21 protein-coding genes and 1 pseudogene are annotated in these 25,994 nt (G+C 43.5%); 3 read left to right on the top strand and 19 right to left on the bottom strand.

Annotated elements, in window-relative coordinates:
* Nucleotides 1-12: 12 nt before the first annotated feature.
* The 8 genes from I2G42_RS12160 to hrcA form a co-directional block, all read right to left on the bottom strand.
* On the bottom strand, nucleotides 13-1,956 hold the full coding sequence (locus I2G42_RS12160) for a hypothetical protein (RefSeq protein WP_195531096.1): 1,944 nt from the start codon (nucleotides 1,954-1,956) through the stop codon (nucleotides 13-15).
* A gap of 140 nt (nucleotides 1,957-2,096) precedes the next feature.
* Complete coding sequence (locus I2G42_RS12155) at nucleotides 2,097-4,112, bottom strand: zinc ribbon domain-containing protein (RefSeq protein ID WP_195531095.1); 2,016 nt, start codon at nucleotides 4,110-4,112, stop codon at nucleotides 2,097-2,099.
* A gap of 155 nt (nucleotides 4,113-4,267) precedes the next feature.
* Complete coding sequence (locus I2G42_RS12150; RefSeq protein ID WP_055228296.1) at nucleotides 4,268-4,741, bottom strand: zinc ribbon domain-containing protein; 474 nt, start codon at nucleotides 4,739-4,741, stop codon at nucleotides 4,268-4,270.
* Nucleotides 4,742-4,944: 203 nt separating this feature from the next.
* Nucleotides 4,945-5,544, bottom strand: coding sequence for a Crp/Fnr family transcriptional regulator (locus I2G42_RS12145; protein WP_055228295.1), 600 nt, complete (start codon nucleotides 5,542-5,544; stop codon nucleotides 4,945-4,947).
* A 330-nt stretch (nucleotides 5,545-5,874) separates the two neighbouring features.
* A complete protein-coding gene (gene dnaJ, locus I2G42_RS12140) occupies nucleotides 5,875-7,086 on the bottom strand; it encodes a molecular chaperone DnaJ (protein WP_055228294.1) in 1,212 nt (403 codons plus the stop codon).
* A gap of 225 nt (nucleotides 7,087-7,311) precedes the next feature.
* Nucleotides 7,312-9,189 (bottom strand): molecular chaperone DnaK, encoded by a 1,878-nt coding sequence (gene dnaK, locus I2G42_RS12135; RefSeq protein ID WP_055228293.1) that lies wholly within the window; start codon nucleotides 9,187-9,189, stop codon nucleotides 7,312-7,314.
* Nucleotides 9,190-9,255: 66 nt separating this feature from the next.
* Nucleotides 9,256-9,867: a nucleotide exchange factor GrpE gene (grpE, locus tag I2G42_RS12130; protein WP_022461072.1), complete on the bottom strand. Its 612-nt coding sequence runs from the start codon at nucleotides 9,865-9,867 to the stop codon at nucleotides 9,256-9,258.
* 49 nt (nucleotides 9,868-9,916) lie between these two features.
* Entirely contained in the window at nucleotides 9,917-10,975 is a 1,059-nt protein-coding gene (gene hrcA / locus I2G42_RS12125; protein WP_022461073.1) for a heat-inducible transcriptional repressor HrcA, read from the bottom strand.
* A gap of 285 nt (nucleotides 10,976-11,260) precedes the next feature.
* Between hrcA and I2G42_RS12120 the strand changes: the two genes are divergently transcribed.
* Nucleotides 11,261-11,479, top strand: a complete 219-nt coding sequence (locus I2G42_RS12120; RefSeq protein WP_055218403.1) for a helix-turn-helix domain-containing protein — start codon at nucleotides 11,261-11,263, stop codon at nucleotides 11,477-11,479.
* Between the two features lie 77 nt (nucleotides 11,480-11,556).
* Here the strand turns inward: I2G42_RS12120 and I2G42_RS12115 are convergent, their stop codons facing one another.
* The gene (locus I2G42_RS12115) at nucleotides 11,557-11,922 is read right to left on the bottom strand and encodes a hypothetical protein (RefSeq protein WP_022461735.1); all 366 of its coding nucleotides are present in this window, start codon (nucleotides 11,920-11,922) and stop codon (nucleotides 11,557-11,559) included.
* A 172-nt stretch (nucleotides 11,923-12,094) separates the two neighbouring features.
* On the opposite strand from I2G42_RS12115, the gene I2G42_RS12110 reads away from it, so the two are divergent.
* Nucleotides 12,095-12,313 (top strand): helix-turn-helix domain-containing protein, encoded by a 219-nt coding sequence (locus tag I2G42_RS12110; RefSeq protein ID WP_055228291.1) that lies wholly within the window; start codon nucleotides 12,095-12,097, stop codon nucleotides 12,311-12,313.
* 212 nt (nucleotides 12,314-12,525) lie between these two features.
* Here the strand turns inward: I2G42_RS12110 and uvrB are convergent, their stop codons facing one another.
* The 10 genes and pseudogenes from uvrB to I2G42_RS12065 all read right to left on the bottom strand — a co-directional run bounded on the left by uvrB (nucleotide 12,526) and on the right by I2G42_RS12065 (nucleotide 24,306).
* The gene (gene uvrB / locus I2G42_RS12105) at nucleotides 12,526-14,526 is read right to left on the bottom strand and encodes an excinuclease ABC subunit UvrB (protein WP_055228290.1); all 2,001 of its coding nucleotides are present in this window, start codon (nucleotides 14,524-14,526) and stop codon (nucleotides 12,526-12,528) included.
* Nucleotides 14,527-14,986: 460 nt separating this feature from the next.
* A complete protein-coding gene (locus tag I2G42_RS12100; protein WP_055228289.1) occupies nucleotides 14,987-15,418 on the bottom strand; it encodes a HEPN domain-containing protein in 432 nt (143 codons plus the stop codon).
* Entirely contained in the window at nucleotides 15,405-15,746 is a 342-nt protein-coding gene (locus tag I2G42_RS12095; RefSeq protein ID WP_055220717.1) for a nucleotidyltransferase domain-containing protein, read from the bottom strand. The genes I2G42_RS12100 and I2G42_RS12095 overlap by 14 nt, the downstream gene beginning before the upstream one ends.
* A gap of 270 nt (nucleotides 15,747-16,016) precedes the next feature.
* Nucleotides 16,017-16,115, bottom strand: a pseudogene (locus I2G42_RS16870) (DEAD/DEAH box helicase family protein); the annotation flags it as partial.
* A 100-nt stretch (nucleotides 16,116-16,215) separates the two neighbouring features.
* Nucleotides 16,216-16,821, bottom strand: coding sequence for a YczE/YyaS/YitT family protein (locus tag I2G42_RS12090; RefSeq protein ID WP_117510997.1), 606 nt, complete (start codon nucleotides 16,819-16,821; stop codon nucleotides 16,216-16,218).
* A 140-nt stretch (nucleotides 16,822-16,961) separates the two neighbouring features.
* Nucleotides 16,962-17,810 carry an MBL fold metallo-hydrolase gene (locus I2G42_RS12085; protein WP_167622815.1) on the bottom strand — a complete coding sequence of 283 codons (849 nt, stop codon included), beginning with the start codon at nucleotides 17,808-17,810 and terminating at the stop codon, nucleotides 16,962-16,964.
* A 21-nt stretch (nucleotides 17,811-17,831) separates the two neighbouring features.
* Nucleotides 17,832-19,391, bottom strand: a complete 1,560-nt coding sequence (locus I2G42_RS12080) for a carboxylesterase/lipase family protein (protein ID WP_055227701.1) — start codon at nucleotides 19,389-19,391, stop codon at nucleotides 17,832-17,834.
* Nucleotides 19,392-19,459: 68 nt separating this feature from the next.
* A complete protein-coding gene (locus I2G42_RS17030; RefSeq protein ID WP_082424921.1) occupies nucleotides 19,460-19,621 on the bottom strand; it encodes a helix-turn-helix domain-containing protein in 162 nt (53 codons plus the stop codon).
* Between the two features lie 57 nt (nucleotides 19,622-19,678).
* Nucleotides 19,679-22,522 carry a beta-glucosidase gene (locus I2G42_RS12070; RefSeq protein WP_055227703.1) on the bottom strand — a complete coding sequence of 948 codons (2,844 nt, stop codon included), beginning with the start codon at nucleotides 22,520-22,522 and terminating at the stop codon, nucleotides 19,679-19,681.
* 101 nt (nucleotides 22,523-22,623) lie between these two features.
* Entirely contained in the window at nucleotides 22,624-24,306 is a 1,683-nt protein-coding gene (locus I2G42_RS12065) for an extracellular solute-binding protein (protein WP_055227705.1), read from the bottom strand.
* 858 nt (nucleotides 24,307-25,164) lie between these two features.
* Here I2G42_RS12065 and I2G42_RS12060 point away from each other — a divergent pair.
* A complete protein-coding gene (locus I2G42_RS12060; RefSeq protein ID WP_055227707.1) occupies nucleotides 25,165-25,671 on the top strand; it encodes a GNAT family N-acetyltransferase in 507 nt (168 codons plus the stop codon).
* The last annotated feature ends 323 nt before the right edge of the window (nucleotides 25,672-25,994 follow it).

Genomic DNA, 25,994 nt, shown 5'->3' with positions numbered 1-25,994 from the left:
TCTGCTCTATTTTTATACTTCTTCTGATGGTTCCAGCACCATTTTGCTATCTGCTGTATCCATTTCCGAAAATAACTTTTTGCCTTTCAGATCGTAATAATCTGTCTTATCTACCTCGACATATTCCGACTCACCATCCACAGTCTCTTTTTCTTCCTCGCTGTATGTTACCTGCAGGATTCCATCACTGACCAGTTCTCCTTTTTTTCCATCCTCAACGGTATATAACAGATTCCCGCTTAAATCATACAATTCTTTCTGATCGATCAGTAATGTCTTATCTTCCATGGAAAAAGATTCTCCGGCAATCGGATCGGCAATTTCTTTCATGGTATCCGCATTGATCAGGCAGACATAAAACTGATTATCTTCCCCATACATGGAAAGTGCAAGAACATTATCCTCGATGCAGCTTGTTGTAGTGGAATAATATTTAAAATACGGCGCATACTTTCCTGTATATTTTTTGATATCGCCTGTCTCCAGATCACACAAAAAATAAATGTCCTGGTCGTCCTGTCTTACCGTAAAAAGTGCATATTTTTTTGTCCAGTCGAGCAGAGTCGGATATCCGCCAAACGGGCCAAGATACTGACTCGGGATTTCAATTTCTTTTTCTTCTCCATTCCCGATCACTGTAATATGAAACGGATTTTCATCCCCTGCCCAATATCCATCGTCCATTGCGCCCGTTTCTATGATAAGTCCGTCCCGCATTCCATGTTCTTCTGCTTTGTCAAACGAAACGTTTAACTCTGTTTCTTTTCCCAGTTCCGGCTCAACCAGAACACAGACTTCTTTCGTACCGTCCATTTTTTTATACAGAAATTTTCCATCACCCATGTAGGATCTTTTAAAGCTCAGATTTTCCAGGTCCTGATTGCTGACTGTATAATCACACACTTCACCCCCTTCCGGACTATACAGTGTATATTTCCAAAACCCGGCATCATCCCAGGATACATTTTCTTCCTCCTCCAGCCAGGTATAACCACCGCCGTAATCTGCCACTTTGTCTGCATCATACTGGCTTTTTATCATTCCATCCGTGTCAATCACATAAAAAATATTGTCATAGACGAACCAGTTATAACCATTATTAAAATTCACATCGTACCGATAAATATCTGCATCAATTGCATCTTCATCAAAAGGTATATAAAACTTTAACTTTCCCTTTTTATCCAGAAAGCCTTTGTAAGATTCCCCCTTTCCGTGAATTCTTACAAAGGCAAGTCCATCCTGAAATTCTCTTGCATCAGAAAATTTCATATTTTCCAATGTATGAGACGTCTCCGCATTTGAACTTATATCGTCTTCATCATCCGACCATGTATCATCATCATCATCTTCTTCTTCTTCTTCTTCGTCGTCGTCTTCGTCGTCATAGTTTTCTTCCGATCCATCGTCCCAACCCTCAAAGTCGAGATACCATTTTCCGTCAATTTCAACAACCGCTATCTCCATTTCTTCCGGTTCTATGCCAGATGCACTCACTTCCACAAACACATTTCTTGCATCGGTGACCGTATCTCCTTCTTCTCCATAATGACTTTTTATTTTTTCCATGTTGCCTTCGGACTGTTTTTCTGATCTGACTGGCCAATGGGTAATTTGTATATCCCCAACTTCATCTTGCAGTTTCTGAAATTCCTCTTCCACTGCATTTTCTATGATCCACTGTAACGTTTCCCCATATTGGCCAAAATACCGCTCCGGCAACAGGCTCAGAAGCGTATCGGTATCTCCTGTAAATAATGCTTCGACTGCACGATCTGCCACCTGCATATATTCCTCATCGGACTCCTGGCTTTCCGCTGTTTTTCCAGCTTTTTCCCCTGATTCCGTCATCTGGAGTATTCCATATTCCGGAACAAACTTCCATGGATATAAAATTGCTATAGCCGCCATAATTCCAAAAGTAATGATCAAAATTCGGCTTCCTGCTTTTTTCATATATTCTCTACTCCTTTTTCTCTCATCGTATCTTTACTTCTGAATAGAGTCCTAATATAATTTTCCAGATTTTTTGCACTCTCTTACTCTGTAAGGACACTGCTACTCTGCTTTCCACAATAGGTAATAGGGATCTCTTCTCACCAGTCCAGCCGGAAATTCTGTTCCGTTTTCATTTCATCCGCATACCAGAAATCTACTATACCGATTCCAATCCGCTCACTTTCTTCCTTTTGATAAAGCATCAGATCATGCCGGCTGTCATACACAATATCTCCATCCTCTTCCCGAATCGCCTTCGTGACTCCATCTGCAATTTTTGTCTTATTTCCTTTTTTATCAAAAATGGAAAGTTCATATTCTCCATCGGAATTCCGATCCGTGTAAGCCATGACTGTTCCATCTTCGTAAATCTTGACATAGTCTTCCAGCACTTCTTTTGCAAGGCATCTGCTTTTTCCATTTTCTATCACGTTGACATCGTAGTACGCATTGTCCCCTTCCGTGTAGAAATTGCTTGTATAATAAATCTCTGTTGGCGTAACAGATTTTACATAGCCTTCCGGCATCTCTTCCAGATCGCTGACTTCATCATTTTTGATTGCGGCGTGCCAGAAATCAGATCCGCTTTCCAGGAACAGATCTGTTTCGTTTGCATAGATCCAGAAGTTTTCTCCTTCCTCATCTATGTCTTCAATTTTTTTCGCAACTTCTCCTATGATGTGAATGGAATTCTTCCTGCTCGTTGGTTTAACATACATTCCCTGCTCATATATTCTCTGATCTAAAAGGTCAATCATATAATCTGCATCCTTCACTTCTGCTAAATCTACCGGCTCCATTTTCTTTACATCCAGGTATAGTACGCTATTTCCCCTATAAAGTCCGGCATTATTAATGTCATTGGCTGTAATCTGTTTTATTTCACCATCTTTATATTCATAAAGACTTTGACACTCCGTTGGAACAGGATGATATGATTCCGCTTCTTTTTGTAATTCCTGCCACTGTTCCGTGTTTCCTCTGCTGTCAATCACGAAGTCTTCCAGTTCACATTCTGTATTCTCGCCGGAAGCAAAGTAATAAACCGCGCCATTTTCCCATGCATACATATCACTGACTGGTGTTCCCAGCTCTTTTGTCTCTTCCTCAAAAGATGTTAGAAAAACAAGCTGATCATCCTCTGACTGACCGTCATATCGTCTGCACAAAATATGCTCCTGATCATCTGCCAGCATAACATCGGTCATCCCATCCGCCAGAAATACTTCTTCCGTTGGATTGTTATAGCTTACGCCACAGACATCAAATCCTTCGTCAGCGTTTCCCTTCGTATAAACGAGTCCCGTTCCGTCTTTGAGCTGATAATATCCCTGCAGTGAATCTGCAATCTTCACAGATACTTCCCCGTCATAACAAAACAGCTCGGAATCCTTGTCGATATAAAGGAGTTTTCCGTTTTCCAGCGGATAAAAAACTCTGACATTTGCCGCAACTTTTGTTTTGTATTTCTCATTTTTTTCTTCTTTTTTGGACAACTTCTGATATTCACACCGGTAGAGTCTGGACGTTCCCGTCGAAATATCATAGTTTTCCATATAATAGAGATATTTTCGATCCGGTGAAAGCTGCATTACGGCATCGCCCAGCCAGTCCAGCCCATTGTCTGTAATGGTTATGGTATGTCCCAGTTTTTCTTTCGTGAGAATTTCATAACTGTCCCCATATAATTCTACAAATGGGTGTTCCATATTTTCCCCGGACTTCACACAGAAAACTACTGCTCCGACTGCCACTATTGCAGTCAGGCCAAGTGCTGTCGCAATTTTCCATCCTTTTTTTCTGCGTTTTACCGGCAGCACGGCGTCCGATTTATTGTATTCTGCTCTTTTACGTTCAGCTGTGTTTTTTTCTTCTTCTTTTTCTTCTGCTATCTTTTTATTTTCTGCTGTTTCCCTCGTTTTCGGTCTGACAGGTTCTATCGTTTTTTTCACACTCGGTTTGACCGGCTCTGTTTTTTTTCTCTGCTCCTCTTTCCCATCATCCGGCACTATATCTGGCACTACAATATTTCCATCCTCCAGTTTTGCTCCACAGCTTCCGCAAAATCTTGTCGCATCTGACCACTCTTTTCCACATACCGGGCATTTTTTCATACTTGTTTTCCTCTCCTGTCCCTTTTTATCCACAAATCTTTTTTCTTTGCAATAAATGATCCAAAATCCACCTCCCTATTTTGGATCATTTATCTTTTTGCTGTCTGATTTGATCTTCTCTTCTGTGCTTTGCTTTTTCAAACACGCTCTCGATTTTACTCGTCAACTTTATGTCCACAAACCGTACAGAATTTCATATCCGGTTCCAGCGGTGCTCCGCATTCACTGCAAAAAGCCGGCCGTTCCTGTTCTTCTTCCACCGTTTCCTGTTCTTCACTCTGCAGTTTCATTCCACAGCTGCTGCAGAACATCATTTCCGGTTTGATTTTTGCACCGCAGCGCGGGCAGCTGTTCATTGCATTGATTGCCTGGATCTGCAGTTTGCATGCTTCCATAGCCTCTTCCAGCTCCCGGATCTGGCCAATTTCCTCTTTGACTTCTTCCAGCGGATTTTCCCGATATGCACAGTAAACTTTATATCCTATTTCACTGTAGATTTCATTGATTTTCGTCTCCGATTCAGAAACCGCCATATTCAGTTTCGTAATCTCCGACAAATCCTTTGCTTTTTGCATAGTTGAATATCCTGCTTTTGAAATTTTTCCTTTTACTCCATCTAAAAATGCCATTTTTCTTCCCCTTCCATTTCTTTTTTGTACTTTATAATCTGCTTTTTTTAGATCTGCCGTCTTCTCTCTTATAAGGGGCTTTCCCCTCCTGATTCACGCAATTCCCCGCCTCACTGCTTATTGCTTTTCTCAATGAAAACAGGGATTTCCTTGATTTGATTAAATTTTTCCGCTCAGCGCGCATCACTTTTCGATTCGTTTTTCTATTTTTCTTCCTTATAGCTTTTCAGGACACGGCTCAGACTCTCCGGCGATAAATGCAGATAGGAAGCGATATCTTTCTTACTCACAACGTCTACCAGATCCCGATAGGTATCAACAAAATATTGATATCGTTCCTTTGCCCTGTGGTTTGCAACAATATCCTCATGTTCAATTAGCTTTTTATATGCAAGGCTGAGTGCACGGTTATATAAACGCATCATTTCCGGCGATTGCTCAATCAACTTCAACAATTCTGGTATCGGGACGCACAGCATGGTACACGAACTGATTGATTCTATCGTCAAAAGTGATTTCACATTTACGGATAAATTGGAAATTCCTACAACAATGTCTCCTTTTAAATAACCAAAGCAGGAAACATGCTCTTTTCCATCTCCCTTGCTTTCACAATACCCTTTTACAATGCCCGATATCAGAAAAGGAACGCATGGCAGCGGTTCCCCTTCTCGAATGATAACTTCCTTATCTTTCACCTTCCAGACATACGCCATTTGTTCCAGACTGCTCAGCACATTTTTATTTTTGATACCTAAATAAGTTTTGAAGAACTCCTGTTTTTCTATATTTTCATTTTCCAACCGCTCTATTTCCTTTCTGCCTTTTTATTTTACATTACATAACATCAATCTTTTTTATTCCTATGCAATTTTGTTAATTATATCATGAACAGTTTTTCACATCTCATCATTCTCTTGATTTAGATCAATATTTGCAATTTTCTGAATATTCTGTATTTTTAAATTTTGTCAAAAAAGAAGAACCTGTTTCTCCTGCAGGTTCTTCTTTTCATTTATCTCATATTTTCTATTTCTTTCATATTAGAGCGTGTTGGAAAAGACTTTTCATATTCTACATGCTCAAGTCTGTGAGAAATTTTGTCCGAATGAGAACAAAAACAGATAGATTTTTTATTTATCAATATCCTCAAACGCTTCCTTCACCTTATCCATAAACCCTTTTTTCTTCTTCGGCTGTTCTGCGGTATTCTCACCATCGGCTGCTTTTGCTTCTGCTGCCGGGCGGTTTCCGCAGGCTTCGTCGAAGGCGCGGAGGGCTTCTTTTGCTTTCTCATTCAGTTTCGTCGGAGTCTGGACTACGAGTGTTACGTAGTGATCACCGCGCACATTGCTGTTGCGAAGGGACGGAACACCTTTTCCCTTCAGACGGATCTTCGTATCGGTCTGGGTTCCCGGTTTTACAGTGTAGAGAACGTCTCCGTCAACGGTGCTGATCTTCACATCGCCGCCGAGTGCTGCCTGGGCAAACGTAATCGGTGCAGTGGAGAAAATGTTCATATCCTGTCTCTGGAAGATCGGATGACGGGTTACCTGAACCTCGACAAGCAGATCTCCTCTCGGTCCGCCGTTTACACCCGGCTCACCTTTTTCACGGATCCGGATGCTCTGTCCATCGTCGATTCCGGCCGGAATGTTGACCTGAATGCGTTTTCTGCTGGATGTATAGCCCGTGCCGTGGCATGCGGTACATTTATCGCGAATGATCTTTCCGGTTCCGTTACAATCCGGACACGTTGTCACGTTTCTCACAGAACCGAACATGGTCTGCTGTGTGTACGTAATCTGACCGGTACCGTTACATTTGGAGCATGTTTCCGGTGAAGTTCCTGGTTTTGCGCCGGTTCCGTGGCACGTTGTACAGGTATCCTTCAGGTTGATCTCGAGCTCTTTCTGGCATCCGAAAACAGCTTCCTCAAACGTAATGTGGACAACAGCGCGGAGGTTTGCTCCCTTCATCGGTCCATTGTTTGCTCTTCTTCTGCTTCCGCCGCCACCGAACAGGTCGCCGAAAATATCGCCGAAGATATCACCCATATCTCCGCCGCCAAAGTCGAAGCCGCCGAATCCGCCGGCTCCTGCGCCGCCACCGCCGTTTTCAAATGCAGCGTGGCCAAACTGATCGTACTGACGCCGTTTGTCCGGATCACTCAGCACGCCATAGGCTTCTGTCGCCTCTTTAAATTTTGCCTCGGCCTCTTTGTCGCCCGGGTTCATATCCGGATGGTATTTCTTGGCCAGTTTACGGTATGCTTTTTTTAATGTTGCATCGTCCGCTCCGCGGTCTACGCCGAGGACCTCGTAATAATCTCTTTTTTCTGCCATTTATGTTCACCTTTTCATTTCTGTTCCACAAATTTCATCTTTGCAGAAATGTTTTTCCGCACGCTCCAGTATAGCTCTTTTCCGAAAGCAATACCAGCATAAATACAGGGGGCGGAATGTATTTTCCGTCCCCTGCAAACATTCGCCTCACAGGGCTTTTTGCGTTTATTTACTTATTGTTTCAACTCACAGTCGGTATTTTCACGGAGTGTGACATGCTGAAAATTAAACCTCTTTGTAGTCAGCGTCTACGACATCGTCGTCATGGCCGCCTGCTGCTCCTGCATTTCCCATATCCGGGCCTGCACCAGCTGTTCCGGCACCAGCGCCTGCTGCGCCGCCCTGCTGCTCATACAGCTTTGCGAACAGTTTCTGAGCGCTTGTCATCAGTTTTTCCTGAGCTGCTTTCAGGTCAGCTACCTGTGCATCTGTCATCTCTTCCGGATTGCATTTTGCAATGAGGTCTTTCAGTGCGTTCAGGTCAGCTTCTACTGCTGTCTTATCGTTTGCATCCAGCTTGTCGCCGACTTCCTCGATTGCTTTCTCGGTCTGGAATACCATAGAGTCTGCATCGTTTCTTGCGTCGATTGCTTCTTTGCGTTTCTTATCCTGAGCTTCGAACTCAGCAGCTTCTTTGACTGCTTTGTCGATCTCGCTGTCGGACATATTAGAGCCTGCGGTGATGGTGATGTGCTGCTCTTTTCCTGTTCCCAGGTCTTTTGCAGATACATTTACGATACCGTTGGCATCGATATCAAAGGTAACCTCGATCTGCGGAACGCCTCTTCTTGCTGGCGGAATTCCATCCAGACGGAACTGGCCGAGGGATTTGTTGTCTTTCGCGAACTGACGCTCACCCTGTACTACGTTGATATCTACTGCTGTCTGGTTATCAGCTGCGGTGGAGAAGATCTGGCTTTTCTTGGTCGGGATTGTGGTGTTACGCTCGATCAGACGAGTTGCAATACCTCCCATCGTCTCGATGGACAGAGACAGCGGAGTTACATCCAGAAGAAGGATGTCGCCTGCGCCGGCATCTCCTGCAAGTTTACCGCCCTGTACGGAAGCACCAAGTGCTACGCACTCATCCGGGTTCAGGCTCTTGCTCGGCTCGTGTCCGGTCAGCTGTCTTACTTTATCCTGTACAGCCGGGATACGGGTAGATCCGCCTACCAGAAGGACTTTGGAAAGCTCGGATGCCTGCAGACCTGCATCAGAGAGTGCTCTCTGTACCGGCTCTGCGGTTTTCTCTACCAGGTCGTGGGTCAGCTCATCGAATTTAGCCTTTGTCAGGTTCATATCGAGATGTTTCGGGCCATCTGCGGTTGCAGTGATGAACGGCAGGTTGATGTTGGTTGTAGTTGCGCTGGAAAGCTCTTTCTTTGCTTTCTCTGCTGCTTCTCTGATTCTCTGCAGAGCCATTTTATCATTGGAAAGATCTACGCCTTCCTGTTTCTTGAACTCAGCAAGGATGTAATCTGTTACTTTCTGGTCGAAGTCATCGCCGCCCAGACGGTTGTTTCCTGCTGTGGAAAGAACTTCGATAACACCGTCACCGATCTCGATGATGGAAACATCGAAGGTACCGCCTCCAAGGTCGTATACCATGATCTTCTGCTCTTTCTCGTTATCCAGTCCGTATGCCAGAGCTGCTGCGGTAGGCTCGTTGATGATACGTTTTACATCAAGACCTGCGATTTTACCGGCATCTTTGGTTGCCTGACGCTGTGCGTCATTGAAGTAAGCCGGAACTGTGATAACTGCTTCTGTTACTTTCTCACCAAGGTAGTTCTCTGCATCACCTTTCAGTTTCTGAAGGATCATAGCGGAGATCTCCTGCGGAGAGTATTTCTTTCCTTCGATGTCTACTTTATAATCAGTACCCATCTCACGTTTGATGGAACGGATGGTTCTGTCTGCGTTTGTTACAGCCTGACGTTTTGCCGGCTCGCCGACCAGACGGTCACCTGTTTTTGTGAATGCTACGATAGATGGAGTTGTTCTTTCACCCTCTGCGTTTGCGATAACGGTTGGTTTTCCACCTTCCATAACGGCTACACAGCTGTTTGTTGTTCCTAAGTCAATACCAATAATTTTGCCCATTGTTGTTTCCTCCTCAATGAATTATGCTAAAAAATGGTTTAATTTCTATTTATTTATCTTCAAGGCTTAGTTAGCCACCTTGACCATACTGTGACGGACTACGGAACCTTTGTACATGTAGCCCTTCATGAACTCTTCTACGACGATGTTCTCGCCGGCTTCCTCATCCTCCACATGCATCACTGCGTTGTGCAGATTCGGATCGAATTCCTTTCCAACGGCCTCGATCACGGTTACACCGAGTTCATCGAGTGCTGTGGTAAACTGTTTGTATACTTTATTCATGCCGTCTGCGAACGGATCTTCCTCCGGGTTTTCCACCGTTGCAAGTCCGCGCTCGAAGCTGTCAACAACCGGAAGAATCTTCTCGATGATGTCTTTTGCTCCAATGGCATACATATTTGCTTTTTCTTTTTCGGTGCGTTTGCGGAAGTTATCGAACTCTGCCATCTGACGGGTCAGGCGGTCAGTCAGCTCTTCGATTTTCTCATCTTTTTTATCTTTTTTCTTTTTGAAGAACTTTCGTTCTTTGCCATCCTCAGCAGTTTCTTCTGCAGCTTCCGCTTCTTTTGCCTCTGCTGCTTTCTTTGCTTCTTCCTGCTCCGCAGCCGGTTCGGTTTCCGGCAGATCGGTCTCTGCTCCGGTTTCTTTTTCCATCTCGCGTGTAGGTTCTTCCATGGTTTCCTCTTTCTTTCTATTTTCTTCGCTCACTGATCATTCCACCTTTCTACTCACCTGTGTCCGGCTTTTTGAAGACGGCGTCCAGTTGAACTTTTAATGTTTTCAGGTTATCTACCACATTTTCGTAATCCATCCGCTTTGGTCCCACGATACCGATTGTTCCGCGCATACCGTTTCCCATATCGTATGTGGTGGTGACCACGCTGCAGTCCCGTAATGGTTCCATCGAAGATTCATTTCCGATGTATACCTGAATACCGGTATTTTCCTCTCCGTCCTGCTCCTCGGCAGCTCCTTTGATCATATCGACCAGTTTCTGCCGTTCCTCGAATGTGGAGATCAGCTGGCTGGCTTTGCTGCTGTCGGAAAGCTCAGGGTACTTGAAAATGTTGGTTGCGCCGCTGGTGTACACCGGCACATCTTCTTCACTGACTGCGATGGCTTCCGCTACGGTATCGACCACTTTGCTGATGATGCCGGAGTGGATGCCTGCCTGCTCTTTCATCTTCTTGATCATGCCAAGATTGATTTCTTCAATGGTCAGGCCATTGAGCTGTGTGTTCAGAAGCAGGTTCAGCTTTAATATCTGTTCATCGTTGATGGTCTCGTCGAGGTCGATCATCTGGTTTTTCACCAGGTTGCCTTCTACGACGATGACGGCCAGGAGCTGCTCTTCATTGACTTTTGAGAGCTGGATGAATTTCACTTTATTTCTGTGATATTCCGGTCCTGTAATCAACGTTGCATAGTTGGTAGATGAAGCGAGGACTTTGACAACCTGCTGCAGAACTTTTTCCATTCGGTCTGTTTTTTCAATGACCATGTTTTTGATGTCTGCAACTTCCTGTTCTTTTTCCCGCATCAGCTCATCTACATAGAGGCGGTAGCCTTTATCGGAAGGAATGCGTCCTGCGGAAGTGTGGGGCTGTAAGATGTAACCCATCTCTTCCAGATCGGACATTTCATTCCGGATTGTGGCGGAGCTTAAATTCAAATCCGTGTATTTGGAAATCGTTCTTGAGCCGACCGGCTCGCCCGTTTCCAGATACGTCTGGATGATCGCTTTTAATATTTTTCTTTTTCTTTCATCCAATTCTGTATCCACTAAGATAAGCTCCTTCCTGTTGTATAGTCCTGTTAGCACTCGTTTCAGTGGAGTGCTAACATCTATGCTCTTAAGATAGCACGCTGCCTTTTGTTTGTCAACACCTTTTCCCGGTTTTTCTATGAAGAAATTGTGAAAAAAGTATAAACCGTTTTCTTTCTGAAAAGGAATCTGACTTTTCTTTTTTATTGCATTCTACTGTTTCAAAGGCGCTATAGCCGTATGGTAGGATTCTGCCATTTTGATACGACCATTTAGTAGCATTTTTCTCAGAGGTGATGAATCATGAAATATCAGAGACTGGAGGATCTGCGCACGGACCACGATCTGACGATCCGCCAGGTTGCCGACTATCTCGGCTGCAACCGCGATGTGTATACCCGATATGAAAAAGGCGTCCGGCAGCTGCCGATCTCCATTGCCATCCGTCTGGCGGAGCTGTATCAGGTCAGTCTGGATTATCTGGTCGGCATCAGCGATGAGAAGCGGCCGTATGGATCCTGACTTTCCGGTGTCTCCGCCGCAGCAAAAGCAGGAGGACAGTTTTTCTTTTCCCTGTCCTCCCTGTTTTGCTTTTTCGTTTACAGATTCTGCAGATATTCCATCATCCGCGTTTCGCTGAGTTTCCATCCGTCCGGCTCCCCGCAGAGATACAGCGTAAAATGCCCGCACGGGACTCCGTTTTCCAGGTGGATGCCGGTATACAGTTCTACAATGAGGAGTTCTTCTGCTTTTTCTTCATATATATTAGTGATCTGATAGATGCGCTCTCCCTTTTCGTCCACCGGCCATTCTTTCTTCAGCACATCCCTCAGACGGCTCTCCTGCCCCTGCGCTTCGCATTCTTCCTCCCGGCTGATCATTTTTTCAAACGCTTCCGGCGTCTCCATCCGTTCCACTATATTCTGGACAAAATCTTCTATTTCTATTCTTTCTGCTTTTCCCATTCGTTCCCCCATTTCTGCCGTACATATTTTTCTGTTTTCTGCACAGGCTGTCTTCACCCGCCGTTTCTCTCTCCCGCCCCATTCTTCAATTTGCGACCATATGATCTGATTTAACTTTGTCCATCCAACCGTTTGGTAGTATGGGTTTGAATCTGAAAGGATGGTACAACGTATGAAATACCAGAGAATTGAAGATATGCGGATCGATCAGGATCTCACCATCAAAGAGATTTCTGCCCTGCTCGAATGCAACCGCGACGTCTATTCCCGCTACGAAAAAGGAATCCGCGACATCCCGATCGACTATGTGATCCGGCTTGCACGGTTCTATGACTGCTCGGTCGACTATCTGCTGAGTGTCTCCAGTAAAAAGAGAAAATTCGGCGATTAATTTTTTTATTGTTGTCTTTTTTATTTTTGTGTTTTGCGTTTTGATACGACCGTTTGGTCGTATTTTATATTATAATGGTATTCTTATTTTGCGTCAATTCTGAACAAGAAGGAAGCAAAATCGGACGCAAAAAAAGCGTGCCGGAAAGTTTTCTGTCGCTTTTCCGGCACGCTTTTTTTCATGCTCTTTTCTTCTTTTTTATTTCTGATTTTTTATTCTTCCATGTCATCCAGGCTCTTCTTCAGTGTGATCATTTTGTCACGCAGCTCGGCGGCCATTTCGAAGTTGAGTTCGGCGGCAGCGGCTTTCATCTGTTTCTGTACCTGGCCGATCAGTTTTTCCAGTTCTTCGCGGCTCATGGACTCCGGGTCTTTTTCCATCTTTTCTTCTGTCTTTGCCACTTCTTTCGAAATGCTGATGAGATCGCGGACGGCTTTTTTGATGGTGGTCGGAGTGATGCCGTGCTCTTTGTTGTAGGCTTCCTGCAGGGCACGGCGGCGCTTCGTCTCGTCGATCGCGAGGCGCATGGAATCGGTCATCACATCGGCGTACATGATAACATGGCCCTCGCTGTTTCGCGCGGCACGGCCGATGGTCTGGATCAGGGAGGTTTCGGAACGCAGAAAACCTTCTTTATCGGCATCCAGGATCGCCACGAGTGTGATTTCCGGGATGTCGAGACCCTCACGCAGAAGGTTGATGCCGACGAGCACATCGAAGACATCGAGACGCATATCACGGATGATCTCGGTCCGTTCCAGGGTGTCGATATCGGAGTGCAGGTAACGCACGCGGATGCCGGCCTCTTTCATATAGTCGGTCAGATCCTCTGCCATACGCTTCGTCAGCGTCGTCACGAGAACTTTGTTGTGTTTTTCAGTTTCTTTCTTTACTTCCGAAATCAGATCGTCGATCTGTCCCTCCACCGGGCGTACCTCGACATCCGGGTCGAGAAGGCCGGTCGGGCGGATGATCTGTTCGGCGCGCAGCAGCTCGTGGTCTGCCTCGTAGTCGCCCGGCGTGGCAGATACGAAGAGGATCTGATCGATCCGGTCCTCGAACTCGCCGAAGTTCAACGGGCGGTTGTCTTTTGCGGACGGCAAACGGAATCCATAGTCCACCAGCGTCGATTTCCGCGACTGGTCGCCGGCATACATGCTGCGGATCTGCGGAACAGTCTTATGCGACTCATCCACAATGATGAGGAAATCATCTCCGAAATAGTCCATCAGTGTGTAGGGCGGCTCGCCTGGCTTTAATCCGGAGAGGTAACGCGAATAGTTTTCGATGCCGGAACAGATGCCGGTTTCTTTGAGCATCTCAATATCGAAATTGGTCCGCTCCTCGATGCGCTGGGCCTCGATCAGTTTTCCCTCGTGCTTGAAGAACTTCACCTGCTCTTCCATATCCTTTTCAATCTCGCCTGTTGCTTTCAGGATCGTGTCCATCGGCACAACGTAGTGGGAGGCAGGAAAGATTGCGATGTGGTTCAGTTCACATAAGATTTCACCCGTCAGCGTATCGATCTGCACCAGACGGTCAATCTCATCCCCGAAGAACTCGACGCGCACCGCCTTGTCCGTCTCCTCCGCCGGAAAAATCTCCAATACATCACCGCGCACGCGGAACGTACCGCGGTGGAAATCCATATCATTCCGGTCATACTGAATATCAATCAACTGCCGGATCACATCGTCCCGGTCCTTTTCCATTCCCGGGCGGAGCGAAATAATCATCTCCATGTAGTCCTTCGGGCTTCCGATTCCATAGATACACGAAACACTGGAAACCACAATGACATCGTTCCGCTCACTCAGTGCAGAAGTCGCGGAAAGCCGCAGCTTATCAATCTCATCGTTCCGCGCAGAGTCCTTCGCAATATACGTATCCGAAGACGGCACGTAAGCCTCCGGCTGGTAGTAGTCGTAGTAGGAGACAAAATATTCTACTGCATTCTCAGGGAAGAATTCCTTAAACTCACCGTACAGCTGTGCTGCAAGTGTTTTATTGTGCGCTATGATCAAGGTTGGCTTATTTAACTGTGCAATAACATTTGCCATGGTAAAGGTCTTGCCGGAACCTGTAACGCCCAGCAAAGTCTCGCATTGATTACCTTCTTGAAAGCCTTTGACCAGTTTTTCGATTGCCTGGGGCTGGTCGCCTGTAGGCTGGTATTCGGAGTGTAATTTGAATATTTGTTGTGAATTCTGCAAAAAAGCACCTCCTGGTTTTTATATCAAAAAAGTTCGTCTATCAGTCAGAAATTCGTCGAAGCACATTCTCTGATTTTAGCCGAATATGCCTCTCGACGAATTCTGTTCACCACCCGATATTTTATAGACTGATAAAAAGTAGTAAAACTAACGTGGACGAATTAACACTCAAATGTAAGAGATATTATATCATGGAAATTTAAAATTGTATATATGATGCGAACATTAGTTCTTCAAAAATTCATTTACATTTATCATTGTATCCAGAACAATTTCCGTATCCAGCTCCTTCTTTTCCGGTAATACTTCTTCCATATAAGAAAGCAATTCCGGCGGAATCTCCTCAGCTATAATATTTCCATTGTGGTATGGGGAGCATCCGTTGCGCTTATTAGAATAATATACTTTTACATAAAATATCCCTCAGGGTTTCAAACCCTGAGGGGCATCCTCGTTCATTTCAATTTTCCTTTTGTTTTTCAAGCTGTTCCATACAATATTTTTCTGCCAGAATTATAAATTCATCTGCAACTGAAATCTGCCGTTCTGATTCTTCTTTACTTGCAATATAAAAATCATCATAATCGCTGGCATGGCGAATCTCTTCTGCCTGTCCGATTTTCCTTCCCATTTCTCTTGGAAACACTGATGTTTTCACATAATCCTTATTGAAGTTAGCCACAGCATCCTTATGCCTTTTATATGCTTTACCGCTTACAGCATGTACTGCATTAATTGCATGAAAAATAGAATAGTATGCCCTGTTATTGGCTCCTTTATAATCTTCAATAGAAAATAATGCTCTTGCTGATTTCAGATCATTTCGGGCTGTTTCCAGACGATATAACACCAGATCCCGTCTAGTACCGATTTCCTGATTATGCTGCTCCATACAAAACTACCCCTTCTTTATGAATATTGGAATAAAATGGATAGTTCACAATCCACTTGTTAAAATGTGCTTCACTTTTTGCAATAGGCTTAATATCCGTGTCATGATCCATATTAAAGTCATAGGTCATGTACGAGAGCTGTTGTGCATATGCCTTTAATTCCAGATCTGACATATCTACCAGAATCATAATGTCCACATCAGAATCCGGACGGAAGTCACCCCTTGCATAAGAACCATAAAGGATTATCTGACGTACATGGGAACCATAAATCTTCTTGACCTCTTCCACATACTGTTTAATTAAATCCTGCATAATCTTTGGCATACATCATCACCTCATTTTCTGCTGATAATACTATAAGTTTCTCGATTCACAAATCTTTCTTCTTGATTTTATTATAACCAGTTTACCTTCGTTTCTCAATCAGTATTTTCCATGTATCAATTTTACTACTTTCTTCGACGAATTTTATTCACCGTTATAGCCAATCCATCATGTCCATTTACTTTTAACGCATCGTTTATTATGCTTTATATAGTATTATTTTACTTTTCCAAATCAATATATGGTATGCAAATTAATATCAAGATACTAGGAGACAAAGTATTCCACTGCGTTTTCCGGGAAGAATTCCTTAAACTCACCATACAGCTGTGCTGCAAGTGTTTTATTGTGCGCTATGATCAAGGTTGGCTAAGCCCCATTAACAAGGCAAAGACCATCTGCATATGGATCCGTGTCTCCTTCGATGCTTCCAGCAACAGTTTAGCATCGTAATACCCAATTGCCACCTTTAAAAAGATAACTGTATCTTTTTTTCATAAATATTAATAATTCTTCCTATAAATAAGGCTGTCAGTATGGTTCCTATACCAAGACCATAAAAATGGGTATGATTAATTAAACATAAAATAATAGTGACAAACACAAGTGTAATATCAAAAGTATTTTTCACTATTGAAAAAGGAAAAGAGAAGACTTCTGAAATAGTTTTTACAATACCATCAGTTGGTGTTAAAATAAGATTTGTTTTCACGCTTAAAAATACGCCCATTGCAGTAATGAACATCGTCATAATAAAACAAATAACCCTTAAGTATAAACTTAACGATAATGTAGGAATTATAAAATCATATAAATCAGTCAACCAACCAAAAGCAAACGATAACGGAATTTCTAAAATAAAAGTAACTGTGATCTTTTTGGATAAAATACATTGAATAATAACAAATATTAAGTAACAGATAATAGAAGCTGTTCCTAAAGAAATGTTATAGATTTGTGATATTGAATACATCACAGAACTAAAAGCAGCAACTCCTAAATCAAAGCGAACATTTAATACAACAGCAAAAGCTATTAAATTCAAACCAAGAAAATATAAAAAATATTTTTTCATTCTTATTACCTCATCATTTCTATGGTACTGTAAGCCACCAGAACCGGAGATTCTGCCTTGATGGCACACTTATAAAAAGCCCAAAGGTCTTGATTTCAAGGCTTTCAGGCTTAAGTTAACCCCAGCGGAGTCTGTTGTGTTTATCTTACTGGAATTTCACCTTCATCTATCAGTCTGTCTGGGGAAAATACAATACGGATTCTTCCGTCTGTCGCAACCTTGCAATCTCCGTCAAACGCATTCTTACCGCCATCCTCGATTTTCGCAGTTCCTGAAAGGATATTCTCACAGATGCGTATCGCTGTATTCATGATGCTATGATCCATGGAACCAACGAAAGGCATTCCCGCATATCCCACATGGCCATTAAAATTGCGGTCAAATTCACTTTCATAGGACTTGATTTTATCCAGAGCTCCCAATAGTGTATTAATACTGTCTCTGCAGAGCAGATTACCATTGCAGGCATCTCCAGAAAACAGGATTCGCTCTTTCCGATCAAGGAAACAACAGCCTCCCGATGTATGACCCGGTGTCTCAATTACCTCGATACTGCGTCCCCCCAGCTCAAACACCATCCCCTCCTTCAAAGGAAGACATTTTGGCATCTTTTGTATCCGCCGGATATCCGCAGGGCTACAGTCATACACATCGTAAGCTCCCATATTTCCCAAAAGTTCCACATAATCTGCGATTCTATCATAATTTATCGGTTTAAGACTATCCTCATCTTTTTCGTGAATATATACCTCTTCAAACTGAGCAGCTCCTCCGATATGATCCGGATGTCCATGTGTCAGCACTACATCATAGGGAAGCGGAGTCAGCCAGGAAATCAGCTTTTTCAGGTCTGTCATTCCGACACCCGTATCGATGAGTAATGCACGTTCCGTACCTTTTAACAAAAACATGGCTGTCATACCAGCCTCATTGATAACCCAGGTGTCTTTTGCAATCTCCGTCACCTGATATGTAGTCAGCTTTGCCATATGCATTCCATCCTTTCCGCATCAGTGCATAAATACATTTTCTGCATCCTCATCTAATGGTACAGTAAATGCCGGAGCATGTTTAACAAGAAGCTCCATCAGCCTGTGGTCATAATTATCTTTAACTTCGCAGATATTGTCAAAAATCATAATTGCCTCTTTACCTGGCTCACATACCGGCCACTGCGGAAGAGAAGGAACGGAAGGATTTCCGTATCTCGCAAAGTTTATCCAGGCACCACATATTCTCTCCTGCAGGCGGTCTGTTTCTCCCGGCACATTGCAGATAGGAATTCGGTCAATATTATGGAAAACAAACGGGATTTCAGAGCAATGCCATGCCAGTTTTCCTCCCTCATATGGGAATTCATAATTAAACATGTAGGAATATACGGGAGCTTCCTTATGTACTGACTTCTTCGCAATGAAATCTTTCGATGCATAACGGAAAATATAATCCAGCGACAGAACATCTACAAGGCGATTATTCGGATATGCTTTTTCGAATTCTGCTGCAATCTCTTCTGCATCCTCCTGAAAGCATTTTTCCAGAAGTTTCATCGTTTCCTCACGGGTCAGTTCATCCCTATTCTCCAGAACCGGCTTGAAATCAAATTCTCCAAAAACGCTACCCACTATCACCGGAATCTTTTTTGCTCCATCGGTAAATCCTACTCTGCGCGGATCACCGGCATACCATGAATTTGCTCTCGGCTCTCCGCCCACGTAGAGTCCTTTCTCCTGCAGCTTGGGTGACACCTTATTATATGCTTCCGCAAGGAAATAGTAAGGAATCGTTTCCAAATCCTCAACGGATTCCAACTTCAATTCCGTCAGAAGGGCCTCCACAATTGCGGTACCGTCATCCTCTGCCTCTTTTTTACCTTCTTCTATTACGCCGCTCTGGATAATCCCCTTATGGAATAAACCTTCTGCAGCCGGTGTATTCATCAGGGAATAAACTTTCATTCCACCACCGGACTGACCAAACAGGGTTACATTACCTGGATCTCCGCCAAAACTAGCAATATTGTCCTGAATCCAATGAAGGGCTGCGACCATATCTGCATTTCCCACATTAGCAGAATTGTAGTATTTTTCCCCATAAGCAGATAAATCAAGATATCCCAAAATATTCAGACGATGGTTCAATGACACGACAACCACATCTCCGTACTCACTCAGATGATCTCCCTCATACGCCACCTGTTCAATGGATGAGCCTGCAAAGAATCCACCTCCGTGCAACCATACCATAACCGGTTTTTTTGCTTCCGGATCCAGACTCTGTGTCCAAATATTCAGATACTGACAATTCTCATCCATTGGCCAGTAACGATGTGGGATCATAACCTCCATCAACGGATGATCCTGCATCAGCATAGGACACACATAACCGTAGGCCAGAGCATTTTTAATACCTTTCCATGGTTTTACCTCTCTGGGCATTTGAAAGCGATCAGCATCAGCATACTTGATGCCATGGAAAGTGTATGTAGAATTCATCTTAAATCCCCGTATCTTACCCGCCTTAGTCTGAACTACCGGTTCTGCCTTACTACAGTAAAAACAATCTCCCATTTTGTATTCCACCTTTCTTTAGTAATTTTATGTATATCTTATTTCATTACCATTTTGTCATTTTTTTGTTACCGTTTTATTACATCTCTATCTCCACATACAGTTTGCATATTGGTCTCTTCCTGTATTGCAGCCCGATACTGAGAGGGAGTCATATGATAATGCTTTTTAAACGCACGAAAAAAGTTTTCCGTATTTTCATATCCAATCTCTTTTCCGACTTCAGTCATCCTCTCATTTTCTAAACTTTTTCACCTCATTATACAATAATTGTTGATACCCATCTACTATAATCCCATACATTTCAGAATGATCCGAAGATTATGGACTGCACATCTTTGCACATCTCCGAGACACAGACGAGGTTTCTTATCTAAATGTCCTTTGTACCCGATTGCTCTGCCATCATCTAAAATAAAAGCAACTTCCTCATTGGCCGGGCATATCTTTGGCACAAAGCTTGCCGGATCATTGAAAAATGTTTTCATATCATTTGCCTGCATGTAGACTTTTTCCCCATCAACCAAAATCTCTCCATCCTTCATCTCGGCAGTATGTCCTTCACCCAGAGGTGCCATGACTGTATCCGGTCCTTCCGGATCAACCGTAAAGGAATTCCAGCGGGCTGCAAAAACCGGTGCAAATGGTACTTCCTGCACCATAATTACCTGCCCACGTTCATCAAACTCCGGCATAACTGTTCTCACAGCCTGAAGAATATTCATGGCCCTTCCTTTTCCTCCCGGCATAATCAAATCATTTCCGGCATGCATGGATTTCCAGGGTGTACTGCTGCCTCCGTTCCAATCAGTCATGATCAGACCTTCAAATCCCCATTCTCCGCGGGCAAGATCCGTACATAAGTCATAACTATCTGCTGTAGGAACACCGTTGATCAGATTGTAGGAACTCATGATAGACAACGGCTGAGATTCCTGAATAGCAATTTTATAGGGTTCCAGATAAATTTCCCTCAGTGCCCGCTGACCAATCACAGAATCCACAGCATTTCGATTCGTCTCCTGATTATTAGCTGCATAATGCTTAATGCATCCACCTCCTCCTGGCAGGCTCTGAAGGCCGCGTACCATTGCTGACGCCATCTTTCCAGATATGAGAGGATCTTCAGAAAAATATTCAAAATTTCGTCCGCACATAGGATCACGCTGAATATTCATTCCTGGTCCCAGAAGCAAATCAATCCGCATTGCCTGCATATCTGCTGCCATTCCGCATCCTACCTGTTCCAAAATTTCCGGATCAAAAGACTGAGCAAGAAGCGTACCCACCGGCCATGCCGTACAGTAATGGTATACCTGCCTCTTTTCCCCCGATTCCAGATCGGTTGCCTCAAACTGCTGTGTGATACGCACACCGCCCGGACCGTCTGCCAATACAATAGAAGAAACACCATAACTTTCCAGTGCGTGTGTTGTTTCCCCTGCCGCTCCAGGTACAGATTCCGAACTGGCTCCAATCACAGGATTGTTCTCATCCTGCACACCCCAGCCTGTACCACAGCAAAGATCCGCCAATTGCGCAGCATCAAGCTGTGCGGCAAATTCTTCCATTGACACTCTGCCCGAAGCCACATCATTCAGCTTCCATTCTTTCTTTTCCACGTACCGTACTGTTTCGTAAGGCATAACCGGCTGATAGCTGGTATCTGTCGCATATGTAACCACCTTTTCATCGCTATAGGCTGAACGCGAATCCAGCGTTTCCGGTATCTGCACAGCCAGAAGAACCGGTACATCCTTCCATATAGTTTCATCCTTTCGGTCAGTTAACCCCTTCTTTTCCTCCAAAGTTTCCGTTAACGGAAGCTCCACCAATACCTGTTCTGTCAAAGCAGTTTGTTCCAGCCGAATCTTGCACACCGGTTTTGTATCTCTGGAAGAAGTACCGATACGCACTCCATAATCTCCTTTTGACAGAATATAACCTCCTGCATTTTCACTATAAGATGCAAGATTACGCAGCGGTATGCGGATTTTGACATCTTCCTTTTCGCCCGGTGCCAGTAACATCGTTTTTTGGAAACCTTTCAGCTCCTGTTCCGGCATATCCATCTCCGATACCGGTGCAGAAACATATACCTGCACAACTTCACGTCCGGCAAACGCTCCTGTATTTTCTACTGTTACGCCAAGAACCAGTGTATCCTCATCCAGCGATGCCTCCAGATTTCCCAGTGCAAATGTCGTATAGGAGAGTCCATAACCAAAAGGATAACCCGGATCAACATTAAATGTATCAAAGTAACGATAACCTACATAAATTCCTTCCGTATATACTGCTTTATTAAAATCCTGAAGGAAATTGCCTGCCGTAGGATAATCTTCATATTTTTTTGCCCAGGTTGCGGTCAGTTTTCCTGACGGTGTTGCCTTACCTGTGAGAATATCGGTAACGGCGGCTCCTCCCTCCTGTCCTGCCTGCCCCATGAGAAGAATAGCATCCGCACAAGCTGCCTCCAGATCCTGCACCGATATGGAGCCCGGAACATTCAGCACCAGTATCAATGAGGAAAAAGCTGACCGCAGCTTTTTAAGATTATCCATCTCCACTGCAGAAAGCCTGTAATCTCCAATTTCATACTTTTTATCCCCAATGGATACTTCTTTTTTCATGAAACGATCATTTCCCTCACCGGAATTTCTCGAAATGACACAAATAGCAGTTTCTGTTTCTTTTGCATATTCTTCCAGTTTTTCTGTTGTCAGCGGTTCCTCCGGAAACGCAAAAACACTCATGACCTGGTCCTTCATCTCTCTTTTGGCCAGATCATAGCATCTGGCCCACGCCATCTGCTGTTCCCGGTTCACAATCTCAAAACCTTCTGTTTCCATAGCATTCAGAATATTAATATGATAACGCAGAGACTGATCCACATCCTGATCACCACCGCCGGAAAGACCGCCGTTAAAAGGATCTCCCGATCCCGTTCCGCCGCGGATTGTTCTGGCAGCTCCGTTTCCAAACAAGGCAATCTTTCCCCTGCCCTTTAACGGAAGAACCCCATTTATGTTTTTTAAAAGTACCATTCCCTGCGTCGCCGCTTCTCTCGATATTGCAGCACCGCTGATCTCACGTTCGGACATCGGCGGATATATCGTATTACTTTTCATATTTTTTCCCTGCCTTTCATTTCTATTCCCCTCTTATCCATTTATGAAAAGAACCTGACTCCTTACGAATCAGGTCCCTTTATCAGTTTCCATATTTTTGTTTATGAAATTTTTTCTGCCAGGAAATCTGTCATCATCTGTTCTGTTTCTTCCAATCCATTAGCCTCATAATCCGCAATCAGCTTATCCCAGTTTGCATCAAAATTATCTACACTTTCTGTTACGCACTTAATCAGTCCCGGCCATGCAATCTCATTCAGAATTTCCACATTGTTCGTAATCTCCTGCGGTGTCGCATATGCCCAAAGTGGGGAATACGGCGGTGTTTCGAATTCATCTGGCTGCGGGAAGATATCGGTCAGCATCTCTACATTCCATGCTTCACAAGCTGCCTTCTGCTCCTCGTTATACTCTGCAATTACAGATTCTCTCGTAACAGGTGTGTAAGGATTACCATTTTCATCCACTGCACCGTCTCCATAAATCGGAAATCCCGTATAATTGCCAATACCAGTATTTTTTCCGTAATCCGGATCAGAACTTGCTTTTGCAATCTCTTCTTCCGTACGATATCTCATTCCATTCTCATCTACAAAATAGTTTTCTCCTTCAACACCCCATTTGTAAAGTACTGCACCCTCATCGGAGCAGAGATAATCAAGGAATTTAATTGCACGAACCGGATCCTCACAGTCCTTTGTGATTGCCAGTCCGTATCCAACCTGAAGACCCTGATACATCAGTGTGGGTGCCTTCGTCTCAGCATCAATTGTCACAGGAAGCGGACAATATGTTTTATCCAGTTTTCCTTCTGCTTTCAATGTTGCTTCCGCCTGTCCATAATGCCAAAGTGCATCAGTAATAGCTACAACACGTCCGCTGGCAAGCTTTGCAATGTAATCGTCATCTGTCTGTGTTGCAAAGTTTGGATCCAGAATTCCCTCATCATACATACGACTCAGCCATCTGAAATATTCTTTTTCTTTATCACTCACATGCTTGTAAATGCAGTTATAGTTATCATCAACAAGCCAGGAACCGTTATCCGGTGCACCATCAGCAATAAATCCAGCGGGATTACTGAGTGTAATGAGCCAGTGCCAGTCAGCAGCACTCATGGAAATACCAATGGTATCCAGACCATCATCGGTTTTAGGATGTGCTGCCAGGTACTGCTTGATCAGGGCTTCATACTCCTCCAGAGTCTTAGGATATTCATAATTATTTTCCTTAAGAGCTGCGTACTGTATCTGGCAGTTTCCTCCGGTTGCCAAAATCTGGTATCCTACACCAGCATAAGAAAGCTGATATATTCCTTCATCTCCAGAACCCCATTTCAGCTTTTCAAACTCATCGCCGTACATTTTTTTAATATTTGGACCATATTCCTCGATCAGATCTGTCATATCAATAAGTGCACCTGCCTCATACAGACTGTTTACACTTTGCTTAGCATAAATCATATCTGGATATTTGTCCTCAGCAATCATCAAAGATATATCCTCGTCAGGATCGCCTGTACTGGATACCGGATAGGAAATATCCAAAGTCACACCTGTGGCTTCAGTAATCGCCTGAGCAACAGGATTTTCCCAGTTACCATTTTTTCCGTCTGCATTGTAGTACTTGAAAGTTATAGGTGACAAATCATCCTTACTGTCCCCAGTACTGCTCTCGCTGTTTTCATTCTTACTGCTTTCCGTATCCTTGGAGCCACATCCTGCCACTGTTCCAACGCAGAGTGCTGCTACCATAAGCAGAGCTAAAATTTTCTTCCTTTTCATGTTATTCCTCCCTATATTCTTAGAAAGTCCTACTATAAGGCCAAACATTTGAGATTTTACAATACCTCTATTATTTGTCTCTCATTGCAATAACTCTCCAAAATTATTTTAGATTTTCACGCGCGTTTTTACTTATCTAGAAGATATCATGGATAGTATATTGGAAGATATAGAAGAATTAACCTTTAAATTTAGAAATATTGACTAATCATTTTTGTAAAAAAAGGTACACCCGTGCGAACCTTGAAAATTTCATATAAAACAATAAATTTATGTCAGGAAATGGTATAATGATCTCAGATTATTTGTGAGGTGATCCCATGTCTTTTGCTAAGAATGAATAATTTCTTATTCACAGAAGAAGGGACCAGGGTTATCAGCTGTCCTGCCGGAAATGCCCCGAAAAGCTGCAGCTATATCAAGCAGACAGGGCAATGCCGGTCAGAGGACTTTTAGCCACAAAGCTTCGGTTCGGAATTAAACTTGCGGCATTGAATTTTAAGAAACTGTCAGCATATCTGGACAGTCTGGATCAGTGCGCCTTACTTTCAGCAAACAGCTAAAAAAGCAACAAAGAATCTGAATGTATGTTAATGGAAAACACTACTAATATGAAATATTTGTTGTCTTATATGAAATTTTCAAGGTACGTTAGTTAATGAGTTACTATAAAACGAGTGTTTTGACACCCATATCATTTTTTGACACTCCCCACAGCTAAATGTAGATGTCCATAAAACAGCATCAGTCCCGGCAGTAATGTCTGCCGGGATTGTTCTTGCCGTACATTGAAGCCATATGATATGATTAAACAGACTGATAAACTTGAGTTTATTTGATTAAGGAGAATTGAAAATAATGTTGGAATTAAAAAGATTGTCAGTTGATAATGGCTTAGATATTTACACAATGCTGCAAGAGATCCCTGCTGAAGAAAATGGATTAATTAACAAAGCCAACGGATTAACATTTGATGAGTATAAAGAATGGCTGATTGTAAAACAGAGGGATTCTGAGCAAGAAGGGATTGTAGATGGTTGGAAAGTGCCTTCTACAACTTTTTGGCTATATGCTGATGGTATTCCGGTTGGATTTGGTTCTGCCAGACATTTTTTGACTGAGGCACTGAGAAAAGCAGGAGGAAATATCGGGTACGGAATTGCACCAGCGTTTCGTGGAAAAGGATATGGAAAAGAACTGCTGAGATTATTGCTTAATGAAGCGAAAGAAATGGGAATAGATAAAGTGTTAGTAACCATTCTTTTAGATAACATAGCATCTCAAGCTGTGGCAATAGCAAACGGAGGTGTTGTTACTGAAAGAACTGACGAGAGAGTTTTCATTTGGATTGATACTAAGAAATAAAAAGGAAAATCAATTCCAATTTGTCAAACAGTAAGGGCGCACTTCTATACACCATTCGGTGTAGTGCGGTAATGTGCGATTTTGCACCGCATCCAAGCCTCCCGCGTCAGAGGGAGCCATGGATATTCCAGCCCTAACATAAAAAAAGAATCCGACCTTTGATTGCAGCCATAGGTCGGATTCACTTTTTTATGAGCAACCAGCTAAAGCAGGGGGATTCTTGTTTCTTCCACTACTGCATTGACAAATACCTTACGGTACTGCAATGTCTTACACAGTGTCCACAAGCTATGTTTATCCTGTTCCCGTATGCCCTGCGGTAC

This window comes from Fusicatenibacter saccharivorans, from assembly GCF_015557635.1.
GTDB lineage: Bacteria > Bacillota > Clostridia > Lachnospirales > Lachnospiraceae > Fusicatenibacter > Fusicatenibacter saccharivorans.
The sequence above is the reverse complement of the archived record's forward strand: the minus strand, read 5'-3'. Positions and strand labels throughout refer to the sequence as shown.

Coding starts and splice junctions, on each gene's coding strand:
- I2G42_RS17030 (WP_082424921.1), bottom strand. CDS start 19,621: ATGACTGAAGTCGGAAAAGAGATTGGATATGAAAATACGGAAAACTTT.
- grpE (WP_022461072.1), bottom strand. CDS start 9,867: ATGGAAGAACCTACACGCGAGATGGAAAAAGAAACCGGAGCAGAGACC.
- I2G42_RS12120 (WP_055218403.1), top strand. CDS start 11,261: ATGAAATATCAGAGACTGGAGGATCTGCGCACGGACCACGATCTGACG.
- I2G42_RS12085 (WP_167622815.1), bottom strand. CDS start 17,810: ATGGCAAAGCTGACTACATATCAGGTGACGGAGATTGCAAAAGACACC.
- I2G42_RS12090 (WP_117510997.1), bottom strand. CDS start 16,821: ATGAAAAAATATTTTTTATATTTTCTTGGTTTGAATTTAATAGCTTTT.
- I2G42_RS12155 (WP_195531095.1), bottom strand. CDS start 4,112: ATGAAAAAATGCCCGGTATGTGGAAAAGAGTGGTCAGATGCGACAAGA.
- dnaJ (WP_055228294.1), bottom strand. CDS start 7,086: ATGGCAGAAAAAAGAGATTATTACGAGGTCCTCGGCGTAGACCGCGGA.
- I2G42_RS12080 (WP_055227701.1), bottom strand. CDS start 19,391: ATGGGAGATTGTTTTTACTGTAGTAAGGCAGAACCGGTAGTTCAGACT.
- I2G42_RS12100 (WP_055228289.1), bottom strand. CDS start 15,418: ATGGAGCAGCATAATCAGGAAATCGGTACTAGACGGGATCTGGTGTTA.
- I2G42_RS12160 (WP_195531096.1), bottom strand. CDS start 1,956: ATGAAAAAAGCAGGAAGCCGAATTTTGATCATTACTTTTGGAATTATG.
- I2G42_RS12115 (WP_022461735.1), bottom strand. CDS start 11,922: ATGGGAAAAGCAGAAAGAATAGAAATAGAAGATTTTGTCCAGAATATA.
- I2G42_RS12060 (WP_055227707.1), top strand. CDS start 25,165: ATGTTGGAATTAAAAAGATTGTCAGTTGATAATGGCTTAGATATTTAC.
- I2G42_RS12110 (WP_055228291.1), top strand. CDS start 12,095: ATGAAATACCAGAGAATTGAAGATATGCGGATCGATCAGGATCTCACC.
- I2G42_RS12150 (WP_055228296.1), bottom strand. CDS start 4,741: ATGGCATTTTTAGATGGAGTAAAAGGAAAAATTTCAAAAGCAGGATAT.
- I2G42_RS12065 (WP_055227705.1), bottom strand. CDS start 24,306: ATGAAAAGGAAGAAAATTTTAGCTCTGCTTATGGTAGCAGCACTCTGC.
- I2G42_RS12095 (WP_055220717.1), bottom strand. CDS start 15,746: ATGCCAAAGATTATGCAGGATTTAATTAAACAGTATGTGGAAGAGGTC.
- dnaK (WP_055228293.1), bottom strand. CDS start 9,189: ATGGGCAAAATTATTGGTATTGACTTAGGAACAACAAACAGCTGTGTA.
- I2G42_RS12070 (WP_055227703.1), bottom strand. CDS start 22,522: ATGAAAAGTAATACGATATATCCGCCGATGTCCGAACGTGAGATCAGC.